This is a genomic window from Nesterenkonia sp. CL21, from assembly GCF_031705515.1.
Taxonomy (GTDB): domain Bacteria; phylum Actinomycetota; class Actinomycetes; order Actinomycetales; family Micrococcaceae; genus Nesterenkonia; species Nesterenkonia aethiopica.
On sequence record NZ_JAUTWR010000002.1, the window covers coordinates 254,989 to 273,779 of the forward strand.

Below are 18,791 nucleotides of genomic sequence, written 5' to 3' on the forward strand. Positions count from 1 at the left end.
TTTTACATTGCATCTGCATTGCACCTAGAATGCAATGCAGATGCAATGTACAAGATGTTGCCTCGGAGAGGGGAGCACCCCATGACCACATCACGACCCACCACCATCGAGCCCGTCCCGCTGCTGCGCGCCGCCTTCGACGCGCTGGAACGACAGGACTTCGACGCCGTCGTGGACATGATGGTCGATGACTTCCGCATCAACATCGCCGGCATGCCCACGCAGAAGCGAGGCATTCCCGCATGGAGGAGGAACATCCAGATGATGTTCTCCGCCTTTCCAGACCTGAGAGTCCACATCCAGGACATCTTCGCCGAGGGTGACCTCGTCGCGATGCGCGTGAGATTCACAGGGACCCATCGCGGGGAGTTCCTCGGGATCCAGCCCACCGGCAAGCGCATCGACTACCTCAGCCATGAGATCTACCGCGTGGAGAACGGCAGGATCGCTGAGGAATGGATCTGCTCGGACCTGATGACCCTGCTCACGCAGATCGGCGGCATCTCCTCCACCCGGCTGATCTCCATGTGGCTGGCCGGGCACCGAACATGGTTCGCCCTGGCCGGAGGACTGCTGGGCGGGGCGGCGGCCGGAATGACTCTCAGCCGACTCCTGCGGTGAGAGCAAGCCGGCGCGGACCGGGGAGATTTAGGGATCCCGAAGAATCGTCACAGTGTCCGACCCACTGTCGGCGCGTGCTCAAGCTGGGAACAATGGTGGTGTGACCACCGACGACGGCGCCCCGCCCGCGCCCACCAGCCGACAGATCCGCCGATGGCGGCGCTACCTGGCCGACGAGATCGCCGAGGGGAAGCTCTACGCGGACCTCGCCGAACGCAAGCAGGGCGAGGAACGCCTGATCCTGCGGGGGCTCGCCGAGGCGGAGCAACGGCATGCCGACCACTGGCGGCAGCTGCTGGGCCCCCAGGCGGAGAAGCTGCCCTCCCCCTCGGCCCACCGGGTGCTGCTGGGCTGGATGGCGCGGATCTTCGGCTCCGTGTTCATCCTTGCCCTGGCCCAGCGGGCCGAATCTGACTCCCCCTACGCGAAGGACTCGGATGCGACCGCCGGCATGGCGGCCGACGAGGCCATCCACGAGGAGGTCGTCCGAGGGCTGGCCACTCGGGGCCGGGAGAAGCTCTCCGGTGGGTTCCGCGCGGCCGTGTTCGGCGCCAATGACGGCCTGGTCTCCAACCTGGCTCTCATCATGGGCATGGGCGGCACCGGCGTGGGGGCCTCGATCATCCTGGCCACCGGCATCGCCGGACTCCTCGCCGGGGCGCTGTCCATGGCCGCCGGGGAGTACGTCTCGGTACGCAGCCAGCGGGAGCTGTTGGCCGCCACCCGCCCCACTCAGGTCACCCTGAAGGCCGCCCCGGATCTGGACTTCGATCAGAACGAGCTGGTGCTGGTGTACCGGGCTCGAGGACTCAGCCGTGAGGACGCCGAACACCGCGCTATGGAACGCCTGGGAGTCTTCGACTGCGACTGCAACCCGTCGAAGTCCTGGCAGCCCGTGGAGGAGGGCGACCAGGACGACCATGACGTGGTCGGCAGCGCCTGGACGGCCGCATTCTCCAGCTTCGGCTGCTTCGCCGCCGGGGCGCTGATCCCGGTGCTGCCCTATCTGTTCGGCATGGCCGGGCTCTCCGCCGTCGTGCTCTCCCTCTCGCTGGTGGGGGTGGCACTGCTGTGCACCGGTGCGATCGTGGGCCTGCTCTCCGGCGCCTCCCCGCTGCTGCGCGGCCTGCGCCAGCTGGGCATCGGCATGGGGGCTGCGGCCATCACCTACGCGCTGGGCTCAGCGTTCGGCGTCGTGCTCGACTGATGGCCTGAGCGTTCCTGCCGCAGCCGGGCGAACCTTCTGCGTCGACCGGCTCAGGCAGCCCCCGTGCCGTCGCCGAGCTGCTGCTCAGGCTGCTCACCGAGCCGAAAGTGCCGACCGCTGATCTCCGTGGGAGCGATCCGCACGAAGTGCTCCTTCGGCGTGGGGGTCCACGGGTGCAGGTCCAGCTCACGCGCTGCGGTCAGCTCTGCATCGGTGCGCAGCTCCCGGGCCGTCCCCCGCACCACCACAGACCATGCCTCATCGTCGAGGATGCCATCGGCTTCGAACACGACGTCGTCGTTGATGGTGGCCTCTGCCAGCTTGGACCCCTCCCCCGTGCGGAACACCAGGGTGCGGTCGTCGGCGACGACGTTGACCGGGAAGATGTCGACCCGGCCCGCCACCACGGTGACGAGCCGACCGTGCCGCACCCCCTCGAGGAGCTGCCAGCTCTCGTCGGAGGTGAGGATGAGGATCGGAGTATCTTCGGGATGATCGAACATCATGGGATGGTCCTCTCTCCCGCCGCGCAGGAGGTGCGCGGGGCTCGAAGTCTACTCCGCCTCCCACCGCTCTCCTACATCTCGTAGGACACACGCCGAACGCGCCTCCATGCTGCGCCGTCAGGCTGACTGCTCACCCGAGTGGCCGGCCCCTCGGGGGACGGCACCACCGCCTGCGTCCTCACCGTCGGCCCGCGACTCTTGACGCCCCGATGCCGCGCAGGATCAGCATGAGGCCATGCCCACCGATCACGCTGCCGATGACCCTGCCGATCGCGTTTCCGGCCCGCCGACCGGCCAACCCGCCGAAGCCGATTCCCTTCCCTCCGGAGCTCCCACCGCACCGCGTCGACGGGTGCTGCAGTGCCGTACCTGCGGGGTGGAGCGCCCACCTCACGATCGCCCCGACCGCTGCCCGATCTGCGCCGACGAGCGACAGCACGTGCCGCCCCAGGGCCAGGCGTGGACCTCCCCGCAGGAGGCCGCGCAGGCCGGGGCGCACCTGGAGCTGATCACTCGGGAGCCCGGGGTGCACGGTCTGGTCCTGCACGACGGCCCGGGCATCGGGCAGGTGACCAGCCTGGTACGCACGAGCATCGGGAACGTGATGATCGAGCCCCCGGCCTACATCGACGACGACGCCGTCGCCGTCGTCGCATCGGTGGGCGGGGTGGCGGCGGTCCTGGCCTCGCATCCTCATATGTACGGGGTGCAGTCGCTGTGGGCTGAGGCGTTCAGCGACGCGGGCGTGTACGTCTCCGCCGCGGATGAGCACTGGCTGGCTCTGCGCCCTGCCCGCACCGTGGTCTGGGACGATCGGGTGCAGATCGCCGAAGACCTGGTGGCCACCCAGATCGGCGGACACTTCCCCGGCTCCATGGTGGCCCGCTGGAGGGCTCCAGATGGGCGCGGCGTGCTGTTCAGCGGTGACGCCATCTTCCCCGTGGCGGACCAGGGGTGGGTCACGTTCATGCGCTCCTACCCGAACATGATCCCGCTCTCCCCTGCTGTGGTGCGTCGCCTCGCCGATCATGCCGCGCAGCATGACTACGACAGGCTCTACGGCAATTTCGCCCGGCACATCTCCGCCGACGCCGCTGCGGCCGTCGAACGGTCCGCCCGGCGCTACATCGACTGGGCCAGCGGAGCGCGCGACGACGAGACCTGACACCGCCCGTGGGCCCCGCTCATCCAGGAGTCAGAATCCCGGACATTCCGCAGAACTAGAAGCGCTTCAGCAGCGCGAGATCCACGGGGAAATGACCCCTCGACCGCAGAGGCCGTCAGGGCGGGGCAATGGGCCCGCACGCCCGCAGACAGCACGCCCCACAGACAGCTGAGGCCCGCACCCTGGAGCGAACTCGGCGAGCTCCATGGGTGCGAGCCTCAACTGCGTGCGGGAAGCGTCAGAGCGCGGAGGGCTCCACCGCGACCGGGTAGACCTCACGCAGCAGGTGCGCGGTCTCGGACGGGGTCTTGCCGACCTTCACGCCCGCGGCCTCGAGGGCCTCCTTCTTGGCCTCCGCAGTGCCGGAGGAACCGGAGACGATGGCGCCGGCGTGGCCCATGGTCTTGCCTTCCGGGGCGGTGAAGCCAGCCACGTAGCCGACCACCGGCTTGGTGACGTTGGCCTTGATGTACTCGGCCGCACGCTCCTCGGCGTCGCCGCCGATCTCACCGATCATCACGATCGCCTTGGTCTCCGGGTCGTTCTCGAAGGCCTCCAGCGCGTCGATGTGCGTGGTGCCGATCACCGGGTCACCACCGATGCCGATGGAGGTGGAGAAGCCGAGATCACGCAGCTCGTACATCATCTGGTAGGTCAGGGTCCCGGACTTGGAGACCAGCCCGACGCCGCCCTTGCCGGTGATGTTGGCCGGGGTGATGCCGGCCAGCGATTCGCCCGGGGTGATGATGCCGGGGCAGTTCGGGCCCAGGATCCGGGTGACGGGCTTGCCGTCGGCGCCGGTCTTGGTCAGCGAGTAGTTGTAGAACTCGGCGGAGTCCTGCACCGGGATACCCTCGGTGATGACCACCAGCAGGCCGATGCCGGCGTCGATGGCCTCGACGGCGGCGTCCTTGGCGAACTTCGGCGGCACGAAGACCACCGAGACGTCGGCGCCGGTCTTCTCCATCGCCTCGGAGACGGAGCCGAACACGGGCAGCTCGACCTCGTCACCGTGCTGATCGGTGTGGGTGACGGTGGTGCCGGCCTTGCGGGCGTTGACGCCGCCGACGATGTTCGTCCCGGCCAGCAGCATGCGGGCCGTGTGCTTGGAGCCCTCGCCGCCGGTGATGCCCTGGACGATGACCTTGGAGTCCTTGTTCAGAAAGATAGCCATGCTCGATCCTCAGTCCTTACTTGTTCGCCAGTTCGGCGGCCTTGTCGGCGCCTTCGTCCATGGAGGTGGCCAGGGTGACCAGCGGGTGGTCGGCCTCCCGCAGGATGCGGCGGCCCTCCTCCACGCTGTTGCCGTCCAGGCGGACCACCAGCGGCTTGGTGGCGGCCTCGCCCAGGATCTCCAGGGCCTTGACGATGCCGTTGGCCACGGCGTCGCAGGCGGTGATGCCGCCGAAGACGTTGACGAACACGGACTTGACCTGGTCGTCACCGAGGATGACGTCGAGGCCGTTGGCCATCACCTCGGCCGAGGCGCCGCCTCCGATGTCCAGGAAGTTGGCGGGCTTCACACCGTTGTGGGCCTCGCCCGCGTAGGCGACGACGTCGAGGGTGGACATGACCAGACCGGCCCCGTTGCCGATGATCCCCACCTCGCCGTCGAGCTTGACGTAGTTGAGGTCGTTGGCCTTGGCCTTGGCCTCCAGCGGGTCCTCGGCCTGCTCGTCGACGAGATCCGCGTGGCCCGGCTGACGGAAGTCGGCGTTCTCGTCCACGGTGACCTTGCCGTCGAGGGCGATGATCGTGCCCTCACCGGTCTTGACCAGCGGGTTGACCTCCACGAGGGTGGCGTCCTCCTGGGAGAACGCGGTCCACAGCTGCTGGAACACCTCGGCCAGGGCGGGGACCTCGTCGGCGGAGAAGCCGGCCTGCTCGGCGATCTCGGCGGCCTTGCCGGCGTCGATGCCGGTGTTGGGGTCGAAGTTCACCCGCGCCAGCGCCTCGGGGCGCTCCTCGGCGAGCTGCTCGATCTCGACGCCGCCCTCCTTGGAGCACATGGCCAGGTAGTCGCGGTTGGCGCGGTCCAGAAGGATCGAGAAGTAGTACTCCTCCGCGATGTCCGCGCCCTGCGCGATCATCACCCGGTGCACGGTGTGCCCCTTGATGTCCATGCCCAGGATCGCCTTGGCGTGCTCATAGGCCTCGTCGGCGGTCTTGGCCAGCTTCACGCCGCCGGCCTTGCCTCGCCCTCCGACCTTGACCTGAGCCTTGACGACGACGACGCCGCCGATCTGCTCAGCAGCTGCCTTCGCTTCTTCCGGGGTCTGCGCCACGATTCCGGCCAGCACGGGAACTCCGTGTGCCTCGAACAGATCGCGCGCCTGGTACTCATACAGGTCCACGGGTGGTGTCCTTCTGCGTCGAAGTCGTTTCTGACAACCTCAGCCCGACGTCGACGGCGGGACCCGCCGGCACGGGCTGAGCGGCCACGCTGCACGCTGGGCGCAACGCTGAGCCTGAAGGCTCAGTCGGCCTTCTCCAGGGGAGCATATCGCAGGAGCAGACGCTTCTCGGTCCCTGCGAAGCTGACCTTCGCCACAGTCTTGTCCCCCGTGCCTTCCACGGCCAGCACCTCGCCGCGACCGAACTTCTGGTGAGAGACCTTGTCACCGGGGGCCAGGGAGGGGATCGTCCGGCTGGGGTCCACCTGACGGGGCGCGACGCCGCCGGTCGCCCCGGGCAGCGAAGATGACGTCTTCTCGCTGTTCGCCGCCCCATAGACGGTGGGCTCGGAGCGCCCTGCCCGGCCGGTTCCGCCGGAGCGGCCCCCGCCGGAGCCGCCGCTGAAGGACCAGCCGGAGCCACCCACGGATCCGCGTGAGGACGGGCCACCACCGAAGCTGGGCGTCCCGTAGTGATGGCCGCCCAGACCCCCGGAGAACCCTCCGCCGAGGCCTGATGACGATGCCGCATCGACATGGAGCAGGTCCTCGGGGATCTCGCCGAGGAACTGGCTGGGCGGGTTGTACTGGTGCTGGCCCCACAGGTGGCGGGACTCCGCGCGGCTCAGGTACAGCCGCTGCCGGGCCCGGGTGAGCCCCACATAGGCCAGGCGACGCTCCTCAGCCAGCTGTTCGCCGTCGGACATGGAGCGGGCATGCGGGAAGATGCCGTGCTCCATGCCCGTGAGGAAGACCACAGGAAATTCGAGTCCCTTGGCGGTGTGCAGCGTCATGAGCGTGACCTGACCCTGCTCCTGGGCGAGCTTCTCGGACTCGGCGTCTCCGGCGGACGGGACGGCGTCGGCGTCGGCGATGAGGGAGACCTGCTCCAGGAAGTCCGCGAGCGTGCCGCGTTCGGTGGAGGCCTCATATTCCTTGACCACGGCCACCAGCTCACCGAGGTTGTCCGCCCGGGACTCGTCCTGCAGATCCTTGGACTGCCGCAGCGCCTCGAGCATCCCAGTCTGTTCGAGCACCGCCTCCAGCACCACCGAGGGCTTCTCGGACTCCAGCAGGGAGGCGAGGTCGTCCATCATCCGGACGAAGGAGTCCACGGCCTTCAGCGAGCGGGTCGCCATGGCCGGGGCCTCCTCGGCCCGGCGCAGCGCCTCGAAGAACGTGGTCCGGTCCCGCTGGGCCAGCGCGGCGACCGCACCTTCGGCCCGGTCTCCGATGCCGCGCTTGGGCTCGTTGAGGATGCGGCGGAGGTTGACGTCGTCGTCGGGATTGTTCAGCGCGTGCAGGTACGCCAGGGCGTCCTTGATCTCCTTGCGGTCATAGAACCGCGTGCCGCCGACCACCCGGTACGGGATGCCGCGGCTGACCAGGCGCTCCTCCAGGGAGCGGGACTGCGCGTTGGTCCGGTAGAACACGGCGACGTCGGCCGGCCGGATGCCCTCCCGGTCCCCGAGGTCGTCGATGGTGCGGGCGATCCATTCGGCCTCGTCAGACTCGGAGGGCGCCACATGCAACGTGATGGGCTCGCCGGAACCTTCGTCGGTCCACAGCTTCTTCTCGGTGCGTCCCGGGTTCTGGGAGATCACGGCGTTGGCTGCGTCGAGGATCGTCTGGGTGGAGCGGTAGTTCTGCTCCAGCTTGATGGTGGTGGCGTCCGGGTAGTCCCGCTCGAAGCCGGTGATGTTGCGGATGTCCGCACCGCGGAAGGCATAGATGGACTGGTCCGAGTCGCCGACGACGGTCAGCTCGGCCCCCGGGGTCTGCACGCCGTCGCCGGGGCCTCCGGTCAGCTGGCGGACCAGGCGATACTGGGCGTGGTTGGTGTCCTGGTACTCGTCCACCAGCACATGGCGGAAGCGCCGCCGGTAGCCGTCCAGGATGCCGGGGAAGGCGTCGAACATGTAGACGGTCTCGGCGAGCAGGTCGTCGAAGTCATAGGCGTTGGCCTGACGCAGCCGCTGGGCGTACTCCCGATACACGGTGGCCACGGCCTCTGAGAAGGGCTCGTTCGGCGCGGTGGCCGTGAACTCCTCGGCATCGACCAGCTCGTTCTTCAGCGTGGAGATCCGGTTCTTGATGGCCCGCGGAGCGAACCGCTTGGGGTCCAGGTCATGGAGCTTGGCAATGGTGGTGATCAGCCGCAGGGAGTCGGCGGCGTCATAGATGGTGAAGGCGGACTTCCGGCCCAGGTTCGCCGCCTCGGCGCGCAGGATCCGCACGCAGGAGGAATGGAAGGTGGAGATCCACATGCGCTCCGCCGCAGGGCCCACCAGGCTCACCACCCGCTCCTTCATCTCCCGGGCGGCCTTGTTGGTGAAGGTGATCGCCAGGATCTCGTGCGGGCGGGCCGCTCCGGTCTGGAGCATATGGGCGATGCGCCGGGTGAGCACGCTCGTCTTGCCGGAGCCAGCGCCGGCGACGATCAGCAGCGGGGACCCGGTGTGCAGCACCGCCTCCTTCTGCTGAGGGTTCAGGCCACGGGTGGGGTCGGCCGGGGTGACCGCACCGGTCGCGGATCCCGGGGACCCGCCGGAGGCGGCGGGATCCTGCAGGACGGCCGGGGCGCCGTCGTCGGCGGCCTTGGCGGCGCGGGCGGTCTCGGAGGGACGCTCTGAGGGCGGGGTGAAGAGGAACTCCATGGTCCCTCAAGTCTAAGGGCGGGCTGTGACGGACGCCCGCGGGCCGCATCCCGCGCTCTGCAACAATGGAGCCCGGACCCGCCACCTCTCACGGCAGGGCCGCAGCGCCTGCGCTGATCATCAGGAAGGAACAGGATGTCCAGACGACGGAAGGCCACCCGCGGCAACCCAGCCGCGGACTCCGGGGCGACGTCGGGCCGCGGACCCTCCTCCGGGAGACGGCCCTCCGCGGGGCCCAGGTTCCTCTCCGGCACCGACCAGCGGGCCGCCGACGAGGCACAGTCCAATCCACGGATGCTGGTCTACGCGCTGCTGGGCACCACCGTCTTCCTGTTCATCTATCTGCACCTGATCGCCCTGCCGCAGATGACGCAGTTCACCGGCGGCTTCTCCATGCCGGATGCGCTGCTGACCGGCTATGACGCCTCCGACATCGAGCGGCTGCGCAACGTGATGGACGACGCCGCGATCGGCCAGCTGAACTTCGTGCACAAGACCGCCGGGATCCTGTTCCCCGTCTCCTTCTTCCTCACCGCCTGGGCGGTGGTGGGGCTGATGATGCGCGAATCCGTGGTGCGCTGGCTGCTGTTGGCCGCCGCGGGCCTGTTCAGCGCCATGGACATCGCCGAGAACTTCCTGATCGACGAGATCCTCACCGCTGAGAGCGTGGACTCCTCCCTGGTGCACACCGCCTCCGCCCTCACCGTGAGCAGCTGGCTGCTCTTCGCGGTGGTGGGCTCGCTGCTGATCATCGCGGTGATCATGGCGATGGTGCGACGCTCCGTGGAACGGACCGCGCGCCCGCTGGGCAACCGGTAGGATGGTCGGGTCCCAGCCTCCGTAGCTCAGGGGATAGAGCACCGCTCTCCTAAAGCGGGTGTCGCAGGTTCGAATCCTGCCGGGGGCACCAGATCGTCGTCGCTCAGGCAGACGGCGCCGTCTCCCGGCGCACCCGGTTCACCCGCCCCGCGGTCCCACCTCGGCCGTCGGCCTGGCCTCCGCCCGACGACGGCGGGGCCAGCGCACCCGTGAGCCCTGCAGCGAGGCCGCAGCCACGGCGATCACCGAGACGAGCACCAGCGCCGCCGCCGGGGCGGCGGTCGCCCACGGTCCGCGCTCCACGTAGTCGATGCCCTCGGCCAGCAGCCGGCCCCAGTCCGGCGTCGGGGGCTGCGCGCCGAGCCCCAGGAACCCCAGCGAGGCCAGCGCCAGCGCCACACCGGGCAGCCGCAGCATGCCGTGCCGGGCCAACGCCGGGGCCACCACCGGCACCACGTACCGGATCATGATCTCGACGGGCCGCACTCCGGCCAGCGGCAGCCATGTCACATGCGGCATCGCCTTGGCCTCGTCCACCAGCGCCACCGCGTGGGAGGCCAGCGGCGGCCAGCTCACCCAGAGCACCGCGGCCGCGGCCCCGCCCATCGTGGGCCCCATCAGCGCGGCGATCACCACTCCGGCGATCACCGGCGGGGTCGCATTGGCGACCTCGATCGGCCCCCGCACGGCGTGCGGGATGAACGCGAGCACCAGCCCGATGACGATCGCCAGCACCACGATCGCCAGCGCGGGCACCAGAGTGCCGAGCGCCCCATGGGCGACCCGGGCCAGCAGATCACGGCCGCTGGCGTCCGCGCCGAACGGAAGATCCCACGACGGCGCGGCGAGCCTGTCATGGACGATCCCGTACGGGTCACGCGGCAGCCCCGCGACCAGCAGCAGACCCAGCAGCGCACAGCCGATCCCGAACGTCCACTGCGCGAGCCGGTCGCCATGCGGCCGTTCCGGCGGCGCGGACACCGCTCCGGCGGGCAGCGACCCGCCGAGCAGCCACAGTCGTCCCGCACCAGCTCCCACGCCGATCACGACGGCGGCGCCCGCCATGGCGAGCACCCCGGCCTGCAACGCCGGCAGGTCCTGAGCGTTGGCGGCGCCCAGCAGGTACCGGCCCAGTCCGGGGACGGCGAAGATCTGTTCCACCGCGACCGCTCCGCCGAGCAGACCGATCACGATCAGCCCCATCTGGTCCACCACCGAGGCGGCGGCCCGACGCATCACGGCGGGCAGGATCACTCGGCGCGGAGCTCCGGCGAGCCGCCAGACGGCCACCCAGGACTCCCGGGAGGACCCGGCGAGCGCGTCGCCCAGCAGACGGCCGAACAGGCCGCCGGCGGGAATGCCAAGCGCCGCCGCGGGCAGGATCATGGTCTCCAGTCCAGCCCACCCGTACGGCGGGAACCAGCGCAGATGCACGGCGAGCACGACGAGGAACCCGCTGGCCAGCAGGAACTCGGGAAGCGCCGTCAGCGCCACACCCATCGGCCCGGCACCCCGCACGGGCCGATCCCGGGCGACGGCCCGCAGCACCGGGGCCACCAGGGCGGCGGCGACGAGCAGGCAGACCACCACAGCCAACAGCGTCAGCGTGGCGGAGACGCCCACGGCCTCCCACACCCCCGGACCCACGGGGTTCCCCGAGACCCAGGACTCCCCCAGGTCCCCCCTCAGCACTCCCAGCCACCAGCGGGCGCTGATCGCGAACGGGCCGCCGTCCAGGCCGAGCTCGGCACGCACCGAGGCGACGGCCTCCGGCGTCGGCTCCAGCTCCGCATAGCGCGCCCGCAGCACGGACAGCGCCGGGTCTCGCTGCGAGAGCCAGGGCAGGGCCCCGACCACCACGAGCAGGCCCAACCCGGCCAGGACCCGCGAGATCAGGGCCCGGCGGTCACCGCTCCTCATCGCGGCCGGTCTGCTCGTCCACCAGGGCACGCTCGCGGGGGTCCCGGATCGCGTCGTGCACGTCACTGGTCTCACCCTGGATGACCCGCTCGTGCAGCAGCGGGATCGCCGTGTCGGTGGCAAGGATCTCGGCCTCGGCGAGAAGGATGGCCTCGCGGCGCTCATCCCCGGCCGGGAGCTGTGAGGCCGCCTGCACGGCGGCGTCCACGTCCTGGTCGCACAGCTGCGAGATGTTGAACCCTCCGGCGCAGGTGAAGTCCGCGCTGAAGTACGCCACGGGGTCGCCGGAGTCCAGGATCGTGGCACGGGAGAGGATGAACGCGTCGAAGGCCCCGTCGAGCGCATCGGACTCGATGAACTGGTACTCGCGCACGTCCTGGACCACCTCGAACCCGACCGCCTCCAGCTGCTGCTCGAGCAGCACCGCGACCTCGGGCAGCTCGGCCCGGTCCGTGAAGGTGCCGAGGCTGATCTGCACACCGTCGACGTCGGCGGGCTCGGCACGATCCTCCAAGATCTCCTCGTACTCCTCGCTCCCCCGCTCCTCGAGCGTCCAGGGCAGCGCCGGCCCGAGCAGGCCGACGGCCTCGTCGGCCCGGTCCTCGTAGGTGGAGGCGATGATCTCCGCCCGGTCGATCGCCTCACGCGCCGCCGCTCGGACCGCGGGGTCCTCGAACGGACCGGAGTCGGCGTTCAGGTACAGGGTGTTGGTGCGCGGCATGGGCACCTCATGCAGCAGGTCCTCGTCGATCGAGGCGGCCTGGCCGGCAGGGACGGTCTCGACCAGGTGTGCGGTCCCGGTGCGCAGCGCGGCGGCGCGCGCCGTGCCGTCGGGCACGAAGTCGGCGTCGATGCCGGCGGCCGCAGCCGGTGTTCCCCAGTAGTCGTCGTACCGGTCCAGAGTGGCGCTGGAGGTCCCGTCGACGGCGACCAGCTCGAAGGGCCCCGTCCCGGTGCCGATCGGGCTGACCGTGCTGCCCGTGTAGGCGTCCTCGGACAGGATGGACAGCTGCGGGCTCGACAGCCTGTTCGGCAGCAGCGGGTCCGGCTCACCGGTGGTCAGCACCACCTGCTCGTCGTCGACCTCGACCTCCAGCTCCACGCCGTCGAGGATGCGCGGAAGCGGGGAGGCCTCGGAGGCGACGCGCAGAGAGTTGGCGACCGCCTCCGGCGTCAGGGGCGAGCCGTCGTGGAACGTCACGTCCTCACGGATGCTGAAGCGCCAGGTGTGGTCGTCGGTCTGTTCCCACTCGGTGGCCAGCAGCGGCAGCGGGTCGCCGTCGTCGTCGAGCGCGACGAGGGTCTCGGCGGTGCTCCAGCGGGAGAGCTTGAACGCGTCGTCGCTCAGCGGGCTCAGCCCGGACCGGGGAGGCTGCATCATGGCCAGGGTGAGGCGGGCGTCGTCCCCGGAGCCGGAGGTCTCGGCCGATTCGGCAGAGAAGCAGCCGGTCAGGGGAAGAGCCAGAGCGAGGGCTCCGACGGTGATCGCGCGGGCGCGGAGAGGACGGTTCACTGCGTGTGCTCCTTGGTGGTCGAGGGGTGGGTCGTCGAGGGGTGAGCGTTCGGGGAATGGGGGTTCGGGGCGCCGGCGGACGCCGCCAGGGATGGTGCCGGTGGGGCGGGTGGTCCGGAGGGTGAGAACTGAGCGGGGTGACGGTGGCGACGGTGATGACGGGAGCCCAGGCCCAGCGCATACCAGGCCAGCGGCATCATCACTGCGGGCAGGACGGCCGCGACCGGCCATGCGGCCGAGGTGTTGGCACTGCCCGAGACGACACCGGTGACCGTGGTGCTGAGGAAGGCCGCCACCCCTCCGGCGGTCGGCACCAACGCCAGGCGTGTGGCCCTCCGCCGCCCCGAACCCTCGGCGATGAGCGACTGAGCACTCGGATTGCCGAGCATCAGGGACGCGCCCACCAGGACGGCCACGCCGCAGAGCAGCCCGGTCAGTGCCCCAGACGGAAGGAGCAGCTGACCGGCGAATGCGCACAGGCACGCCGCGGCCGAGAGACCGAGCGCCAGCATCACGGCCGTTCCCCGGCCGATCCGCTCGGCGGCTCGGGACAGGGGCCACTGCAGCACCAGCGTCGCCGCCGACAGGGAGGCGGCCACCGCCCCCATGTGCCCCGGAGGGAGCCCGTGGTCGGCCAGGGCCAGCGGCACGGTCGAGAACAGCTGAGCGTAGACCGCCAACAGGGCCGAGCAGGCGATCGCCAGCGGGAGCACGCGCACGCCGAGCTGCGGGCCGGACGTCCCCTCTGGTGCCCGCGCTGACGCCCGCGCTGACGTCCCCGGAGCACCCGAATCGCGGCTCCGCGGCCCGGGCTGCGTCTCGACTGCGGCGGAGCTCAGCCGGAGGACGGCGGCCGCGGCTCCGAGGAAGATGACCGCGGAGAACGCGGCGACTGCTGAGGAATGCTCGGGCATGACCCTGGCGGCGCCGAGCGCAGCGATCACGCCTCCGAGCTCACTGACCATCAGCAGAGCCGCGAAGGGGGTCGGACCGCGCCGGATGCCGTGGTCCGCTGCACGGCGTCGTCGGGCGTCGATGCGCCCGACGAGGGCGTCCACGGCAGGTGAGAACAGCGCTCCGGCCAGGCCCACGAGCACGACGCCGACGACGAACGCCGGCGCGTGCGGCGCCCACGCGATGACCCCGAACGCCAGGGCTCGCAGCAGGCAGCCGGCGAGCAGCAGGGCCCGCGGGCCGAATCGGTCGGTCAACAGCCCACCGACGATGAACAGTCCCTGCTGCGCGAGGACCCTCGCACCCACCAGGATGCCGACGGCCGAGGCGTCCAGGGCGAACCGGTGCTGCCCGATGGCCGCGACGAACGGGACCACTGCGGAGAAGCCCAGCATGAACACCAGCTGCAGCGTCAGCACGGACCGCAGCGAGTCGCCGGTGGTCATCGGGCCTGCTCCACGACACCGTCCCGGACCGTCAGCGTGCGGTCGCATCCGGCGGCCAGCGCGTCGTCGTGCGTGACGACCAGCAGCGCTCCGCCGGTCCGGGCCGGCAGACCGAGCAGCGCCTCTGCGAGGTCAGCCGAGGTGGACGGGTCCAAGGCGCTGGTGGGCTCATCGGCCACGATGGCATCCGGTCCGACGGCGACGGCACGGGCGATCGCCGCACGCTGCGCCTGCCCTCCGGAGAGCTGGCGGGGCGTGCGGTCCAGCAGCTCGGGCTCGAGCCGGGCGATCTCGGCGGCGGCCGCGATCCGCGCTCCGGGGTCGCCGTCGACGCCGAGTCTGGCCAGCGCCCGTTCGATCGAGGTGCGGACCGCCACGCGTGGCGGCAGGGAGGCTCCCGCATCCTGGGGTATCCCCTGGACCAGACGCCGCCGGTGCGCCTGTGGTGCACGGCCCGCGCCGCAGAAGAGCTCGCCGTGCACCGTGACATGACCGGTGCTGGCCAGGCGCAGCCCGAGGATGATCTCCGCGAGCGTGGATTTGCCGGCCCCGGACCGGCCGATCACCGCCACGGACTCCCCCGCATGCAGCGCGACATCGGTGGGGTGCAGGACGGTCAGAGGACGTCGTCGGGTGCCGTAGACGGCACCGATGCCGTGCGTTTCGAGGATCGCGGTGCTCACGCGGCCTCTGCCTCCCTGTCCAGTCCCAGAGCCACCTGGCCGGAGGCGACGCGGATCAGCTGGGCGTCCAGCCGGTCGCGGACCTGCGGGTCATGGGTGGCGACCACCAGGGCGCTGCCCGTGGTCTCCGAAAGTTCGCTCAGGACGGCCAGGGTCTCGTCTCGGGAGGCGCCGTCCAGTGCACTGGTCGGCTCATCGGCGATGACCAGTGCCGGGGAGCCGAGGAATGCCAGGGAGATGGCCACACGCTGGAGCTGACCGCCGGACAGCTCGGCCGGCCGCCGTCGGCCCAGCAGCTGGAGGTCCAGTCCGACCGCCGCCAGCACCTGCCGGATGCGGGCGGCGTCGGCTCCGGTCACGGCTCGCAGCTGGCGCGCGATCGGCATGAGCGGGTGCACGGCGTCGGCTCCCCGCTGAGGAACGAATCCGATGCGCAGATCAGAGGTTGCGCGCCGGAGCCCGGTCATCTCGACGCCGGCAGGCAGTCGGCCGGTCAGTGCCGAGAGGAGCATCGACTTCCCTGCCCCCGAGGGACCCATGACTGCCGCCCGGGATGCCGGGGCGATCGGGAGGTCCGGGACGCTCAGCAGGGTCTGCCTGGTGCGCCGTGTGACGACCTCGACTCCCTGCAGGTGGACAAGGGGCGGCGAGGCGGGGTGCACGGACATGGACTGGTGCTCCTTGGTCTCAGGCGCGACGGTGGGAGGACCAGCACAGCAGCCCTCCCCCTATTGCGAATGCGTCTGAATTACACCAAGGAACCATGTCCTGCGCAAACTGTGAATCCCGCCTGCACTCAGCCTCGCTCGGCCTGCCGGTCGGCCCGTCGGCCGGCCTCGTCAGGCGTCGAAGCCTGCGGTGTGGCCTCCGGGGTGGCCTCCGGTGTGCTCCAGTTCACGGGGCCGCGCCAGAGCAATGCCGCCACCGTCGTCGCCGCACAGAACGCCAGGACCGCCGTGGCGAGCGTGAAGATCGCCTCATCATCGACCTCGATGGCCGCATAGTGCGAGGAGAGGACCAGCTGCATCGTCACCTGGAATGCCAGGTGGAACCCGATCGGGCCCCAGATCGAACCGGACATCACCCGCAGCAGCCCCACCACGACGGCCATCGCGAAGAACATGACGGACCGCTCGAGGAGCACGCCCCACCCGGCGGTGATCACCCACAGGACGGTGCCGAAGGCGGAGAACAGCAGAGCCTGCACGACGACGGCCACCCAGGGCGCCATCACATCCGCCAGATTCCTGTAGATGTACCCGCGGAAGATGAGCTCCTCAGGGAACGCCTCGAAGACGAACACCAGCAGGATCAGCAGCAGCACAGCACCCAGCAGCTCCCCCGGCGCCGCGTCGACACGGATCTCCACCCAGCCGAACAGGACCACCGCGGCAAGTCCGATCCCGGCCGGCAACACCCAAGTGAGCATCCCGCGCACCAGGTCCGTCAGAGCCGTGCTCCACCCCGGAAGGCCCAGGGTGGCCAGCGGCCGCCTATCGATCAGTCGACGCAGGACCACGACCATCGGCACTGCCAGGAGCAGCACGCCCACCGCATTGGCCACATGCCGGCCCAGCGTCATCTCGTCTCCCCACCACAGGGCCGTCAGGTGGGTGACGGAGACCCAGATGGCCAGACAGCCGAGCACGGTCACGCTCAGCCTCGCGGGAAGAGACAGTCGAGGGGGCGGCATCGTCGAGACCTGCGGTGCTTCTTTCATGAGGCTCACGCTAGGCGGAGGCCTCGACGCGTGCAGGTGCCGAAAGTCACGAGCGTGGTCCGGTGTGCAGCGCGCCGTCCCCTCCCCCGGGCGGCGCCTGAGCGCTGCGCCCGAATCGATCCGGACCCTCAGGTAGCCTCTCGACTGTGACGACCGATTCCAGGCGCACGGACCCCCACGGCCCAGGGCTCGAGGCCCCAGAGTGAGCACCGGGGCCCTGGCGCTCATCCTCACCGCGGCGGTGTTCCACGCGGTGTGGAACCTCGCGGCCAAGACCGCCCGCGGGGACACCGCGGTGTTCGTGTGGTGCTACTTCACGCTCGGCGGGCTGCTCTGCCTGCCGGTGGGCCTGGTCCAGATGCTGCGCACCGGTGCCGCCTACGGCTGGGAGCTGGTCGCCGCCGCCCTGGTCAGCGCGGTGATCCACATCGGCTACGCCACACTGCTGCAGACCGGGTACCGCCGAGCCGATCTGGGTGTGGTCTATCCGGTGGCCCGTGGAGTGGGACCGGTGCTGACCATGGTGGTCGCCGTCGGTCTGCTGGGCGAACGCCCGGGCATCGCCGCCCTGACCGGAGGCGCGGTGGTCGTGGGCGGGATCCTAATCGTCACCGGCCGGCGTCTGCTCCGCCGCGGCGACCGCCTGCGGACCGGCCTGCTCTACGGCAGTGCCACCGGTGCCGCCATCGCCGCCTACACCCTGTGGGACAGCTTCGCCGTGACCGCCCTGGGGCTGGAGCCCATCCTGTACTTCGCATTGAGCAGCGTGCTGCAGTCCGCCGTGATGCTCCCCTGGGTGCTGCGCCGGCGCAGCCTGATCCGTCCCACCTGGCGCACAGACCGCCGTCCGGTGATCGTCGTGGCCGTACTCTCCCCGCTGGCCTACATCCTGGTGCTCTATGCGATGGCGACGACGCCGGTCGCGCTGGTCGCCCCGGTGCGGGAGTCCTCCATCGTGATCGGGGCGCTGCTGGCCTGGTGGCTGTTCAAGGAGCCGGACCCCGTGAGGCGAACCCTGGGAGCCGCCGTCGTCTGTGCCGGGATCGGGCTGGTCGTCTCCGGGTGACAGGACCGTCACGCCGGCCGGACACGGCGTCGGGGCGGGGCCGCACGGCGCTCACCACCCGTGTCGGCCGCCGTCGCCCCGCAGCGGCACGGTCCCGACGGCGAGGCCTCGGGCGTCCAGCAGCCGGCCCACCAGCTTGACCGGGCGCAGCACCACGCTGCGGTCGATGACCTCCATCCAGGGCAGCAGCTGGGTCAGGCGCCTCTCGAGGCGCTGACCGTCGGCCACGGTGCGCAGCCAGGCGGCGACGATGACATTGGCGGGCCCGGTGGTGGACAGCACGGCGCGCAGCTCCGGGATGCCGGCGAGCACCTGACCGGCCTCGTCGATGTGGGCGGGCGGCACCCGCAGGAAGAACCACTCGAGGACATGCCACTCGGTGAGCCCCCGGGCGACCTCGCAGCGCAGGCGCAGCGCCCCGGCGTCGGTCAGACTGCGCAGGCGGCGTCGCACGGTGCTCTCGGAGACGTCGAGGTCCTCGGCCAGGCGCTGGACGGAGCGTCGGCCGTCCACGGAGAGCTTCTCCACGAGCTTGCGCTCCAGAGCGTCCATGGTCGGAGCGGAGGTCGAACCGGGGGGACGCGGTGCGCTGGAGATCCGGCTCTCCTCCCGCGACGTGAGGCTGCGCAGCCTCCACCGGCTGGCATCCAGGTACACCCGGGTGACCACATGGCTGCGCACGGATTCGACCTCGGGGATCTGCGCCACCCGTTCGAGCAGGTAGCGGCCGAGCGCCAGCTGGTCCGGGCAGGTGACGGTGATGAGCAGGTCCCGGCCGCCGGCGGTGACGTCGATCGTCATGGCCGCCGCATCCTCGGCCAAGGTGCGGGCCGCCTGCAGGATGTCGCCGGCGCGGCAGACGACCTCCAGCACGGCGATGGCGGAGTCCCGCCCATGCAGCGGCTGGCAGGAGACCCAGGCGGCACCGGAGGACTCCAGCCGCTCCCAGCGCCGGGCCACTGTGGTCGGGGCCGCGCCGAGGGCACGGCCGAGCTCGCTCCATCCGGCCCGCGGACTGATCTGCAGCGCCTGAATCAGACGAAGATCATTCTCCTGCAGCCTGATCGGATCCTGCACATCCGGGACATCACTGACGGAATCCTGCACCTGAAACCTCCTGA

At 70.5% G+C, this 18,791-nt stretch carries 16 protein-coding genes and 1 tRNA gene; 6 read left to right on the top strand and 11 right to left on the bottom strand.

All coding sequences use genetic code 11. The annotated features are described in order from the left end of the window. The first annotated feature begins 81 nt into the window (after nt 1-81). Nucleotides 82-621, top strand: a complete 540-nt coding sequence (locus Q7C18_RS06120; protein WP_311024619.1) for an ester cyclase — start codon at nt 82-84, stop codon at nt 619-621. Between the two features lie 100 nt (nt 622-721). Next, entirely contained in the window at nt 722-1,828 is a 1,107-nt protein-coding gene (locus Q7C18_RS06125) for a VIT1/CCC1 transporter family protein (RefSeq protein WP_311024620.1), read from the top strand. A gap of 50 nt (nt 1,829-1,878) precedes the next feature. On the opposite strand, the gene Q7C18_RS06130 is transcribed toward Q7C18_RS06125, so the two are convergent. After that, entirely contained in the window at nt 1,879-2,334 is a 456-nt protein-coding gene (locus tag Q7C18_RS06130) for a pyridoxamine 5'-phosphate oxidase family protein (RefSeq protein WP_311024621.1), read from the bottom strand. A gap of 439 nt (nt 2,335-2,773) precedes the next feature. Between Q7C18_RS06130 and Q7C18_RS06135 the strand changes: the two genes are divergently transcribed. Then, nucleotides 2,774-3,499, top strand: coding sequence for an MBL fold metallo-hydrolase (locus Q7C18_RS06135; protein WP_311024622.1), 726 nt, complete (start codon nt 2,774-2,776; stop codon nt 3,497-3,499). A gap of 238 nt (nt 3,500-3,737) precedes the next feature. Here Q7C18_RS06135 and sucD read toward each other — a convergent pair whose 3' ends face one another. From sucD to Q7C18_RS06150, 3 genes are all read right to left on the bottom strand, one after another. Next, nucleotides 3,738-4,673, bottom strand: a complete 936-nt coding sequence (gene sucD, locus Q7C18_RS06140) for a succinate--CoA ligase subunit alpha (protein ID WP_070158701.1) — start codon at nt 4,671-4,673, stop codon at nt 3,738-3,740. 16 nt (nt 4,674-4,689) lie between these two features. Then, nucleotides 4,690-5,853, bottom strand: coding sequence for an ADP-forming succinate--CoA ligase subunit beta (sucC, locus tag Q7C18_RS06145; protein ID WP_311024623.1), 1,164 nt, complete (start codon nt 5,851-5,853; stop codon nt 4,690-4,692). A 122-nt stretch (nt 5,854-5,975) separates the two neighbouring features. Further along, entirely contained in the window at nt 5,976-8,549 is a 2,574-nt protein-coding gene (locus tag Q7C18_RS06150) for a UvrD-helicase domain-containing protein (protein WP_311024624.1), read from the bottom strand. A 135-nt stretch (nt 8,550-8,684) separates the two neighbouring features. On the opposite strand from Q7C18_RS06150, the gene Q7C18_RS06155 reads away from it, so the two are divergent. Further along, nucleotides 8,685-9,368, top strand: coding sequence for a hypothetical protein (locus tag Q7C18_RS06155; protein WP_311024625.1), 684 nt, complete (start codon nt 8,685-8,687; stop codon nt 9,366-9,368). A 15-nt stretch (nt 9,369-9,383) separates the two neighbouring features. Further along, nucleotides 9,384-9,459: transfer RNA gene (locus Q7C18_RS06160), tRNA-Arg, on the top strand. Between the two features lie 47 nt (nt 9,460-9,506). Here the strand turns inward: Q7C18_RS06160 and Q7C18_RS06165 are convergent. The 6 genes from Q7C18_RS06165 to Q7C18_RS06190 all read right to left on the bottom strand — a co-directional run bounded on the left by Q7C18_RS06165 (nt 9,507) and on the right by Q7C18_RS06190 (nt 16,604). Next, the gene (locus tag Q7C18_RS06165) at nt 9,507-11,288 is read right to left on the bottom strand and encodes an ABC transporter permease subunit (RefSeq protein ID WP_311024626.1); all 1,782 of its coding nucleotides are present in this window, start codon (nt 11,286-11,288) and stop codon (nt 9,507-9,509) included. After that, nucleotides 11,275-12,669 carry an ABC transporter substrate-binding protein gene (locus Q7C18_RS06170; protein ID WP_311024702.1) on the bottom strand — a complete coding sequence of 465 codons (1,395 nt, stop codon included), beginning with the start codon at nt 12,667-12,669 and terminating at the stop codon, nt 11,275-11,277. Before Q7C18_RS06170 ends, Q7C18_RS06165 begins: the two co-directional genes overlap by 14 nt. Before the next feature lie 128 nt (nt 12,670-12,797). Then, nucleotides 12,798-14,201, bottom strand: coding sequence for an MFS transporter (locus Q7C18_RS06175; protein WP_311024627.1), 1,404 nt, complete (start codon nt 14,199-14,201; stop codon nt 12,798-12,800). Beyond that, on the bottom strand, nt 14,198-14,884 hold the full coding sequence (locus tag Q7C18_RS06180) for an ATP-binding cassette domain-containing protein (RefSeq protein WP_311024628.1): 687 nt from the start codon (nt 14,882-14,884) through the stop codon (nt 14,198-14,200). The genes Q7C18_RS06175 and Q7C18_RS06180 overlap by 4 nt, the downstream gene beginning before the upstream one ends. Next, on the bottom strand, nt 14,881-15,552 hold the full coding sequence (locus Q7C18_RS06185) for an ATP-binding cassette domain-containing protein (RefSeq protein ID WP_311024629.1): 672 nt from the start codon (nt 15,550-15,552) through the stop codon (nt 14,881-14,883). Before Q7C18_RS06185 ends, Q7C18_RS06180 begins: the two co-directional genes overlap by 4 nt. Nucleotides 15,553-15,680: 128 nt before the next feature. After that, nucleotides 15,681-16,604 (bottom strand): CPBP family intramembrane glutamic endopeptidase, encoded by a 924-nt coding sequence (locus Q7C18_RS06190; protein WP_311024630.1) that lies wholly within the window; start codon nt 16,602-16,604, stop codon nt 15,681-15,683. Between the two features lie 202 nt (nt 16,605-16,806). Between Q7C18_RS06190 and Q7C18_RS06195 the strand changes: the two genes are divergently transcribed. After that, a complete protein-coding gene (locus tag Q7C18_RS06195; RefSeq protein WP_311024631.1) occupies nt 16,807-17,670 on the top strand; it encodes a DMT family transporter in 864 nt (287 codons plus the stop codon). A gap of 51 nt (nt 17,671-17,721) precedes the next feature. Here the strand turns inward: Q7C18_RS06195 and Q7C18_RS06200 are convergent, their stop codons facing one another. Then, nucleotides 17,722-18,777, bottom strand: a complete 1,056-nt coding sequence (locus Q7C18_RS06200; protein WP_170922625.1) for an Lrp/AsnC family transcriptional regulator — start codon at nt 18,775-18,777, stop codon at nt 17,722-17,724. Nucleotides 18,778-18,791 lie beyond the last annotated feature (14 nt).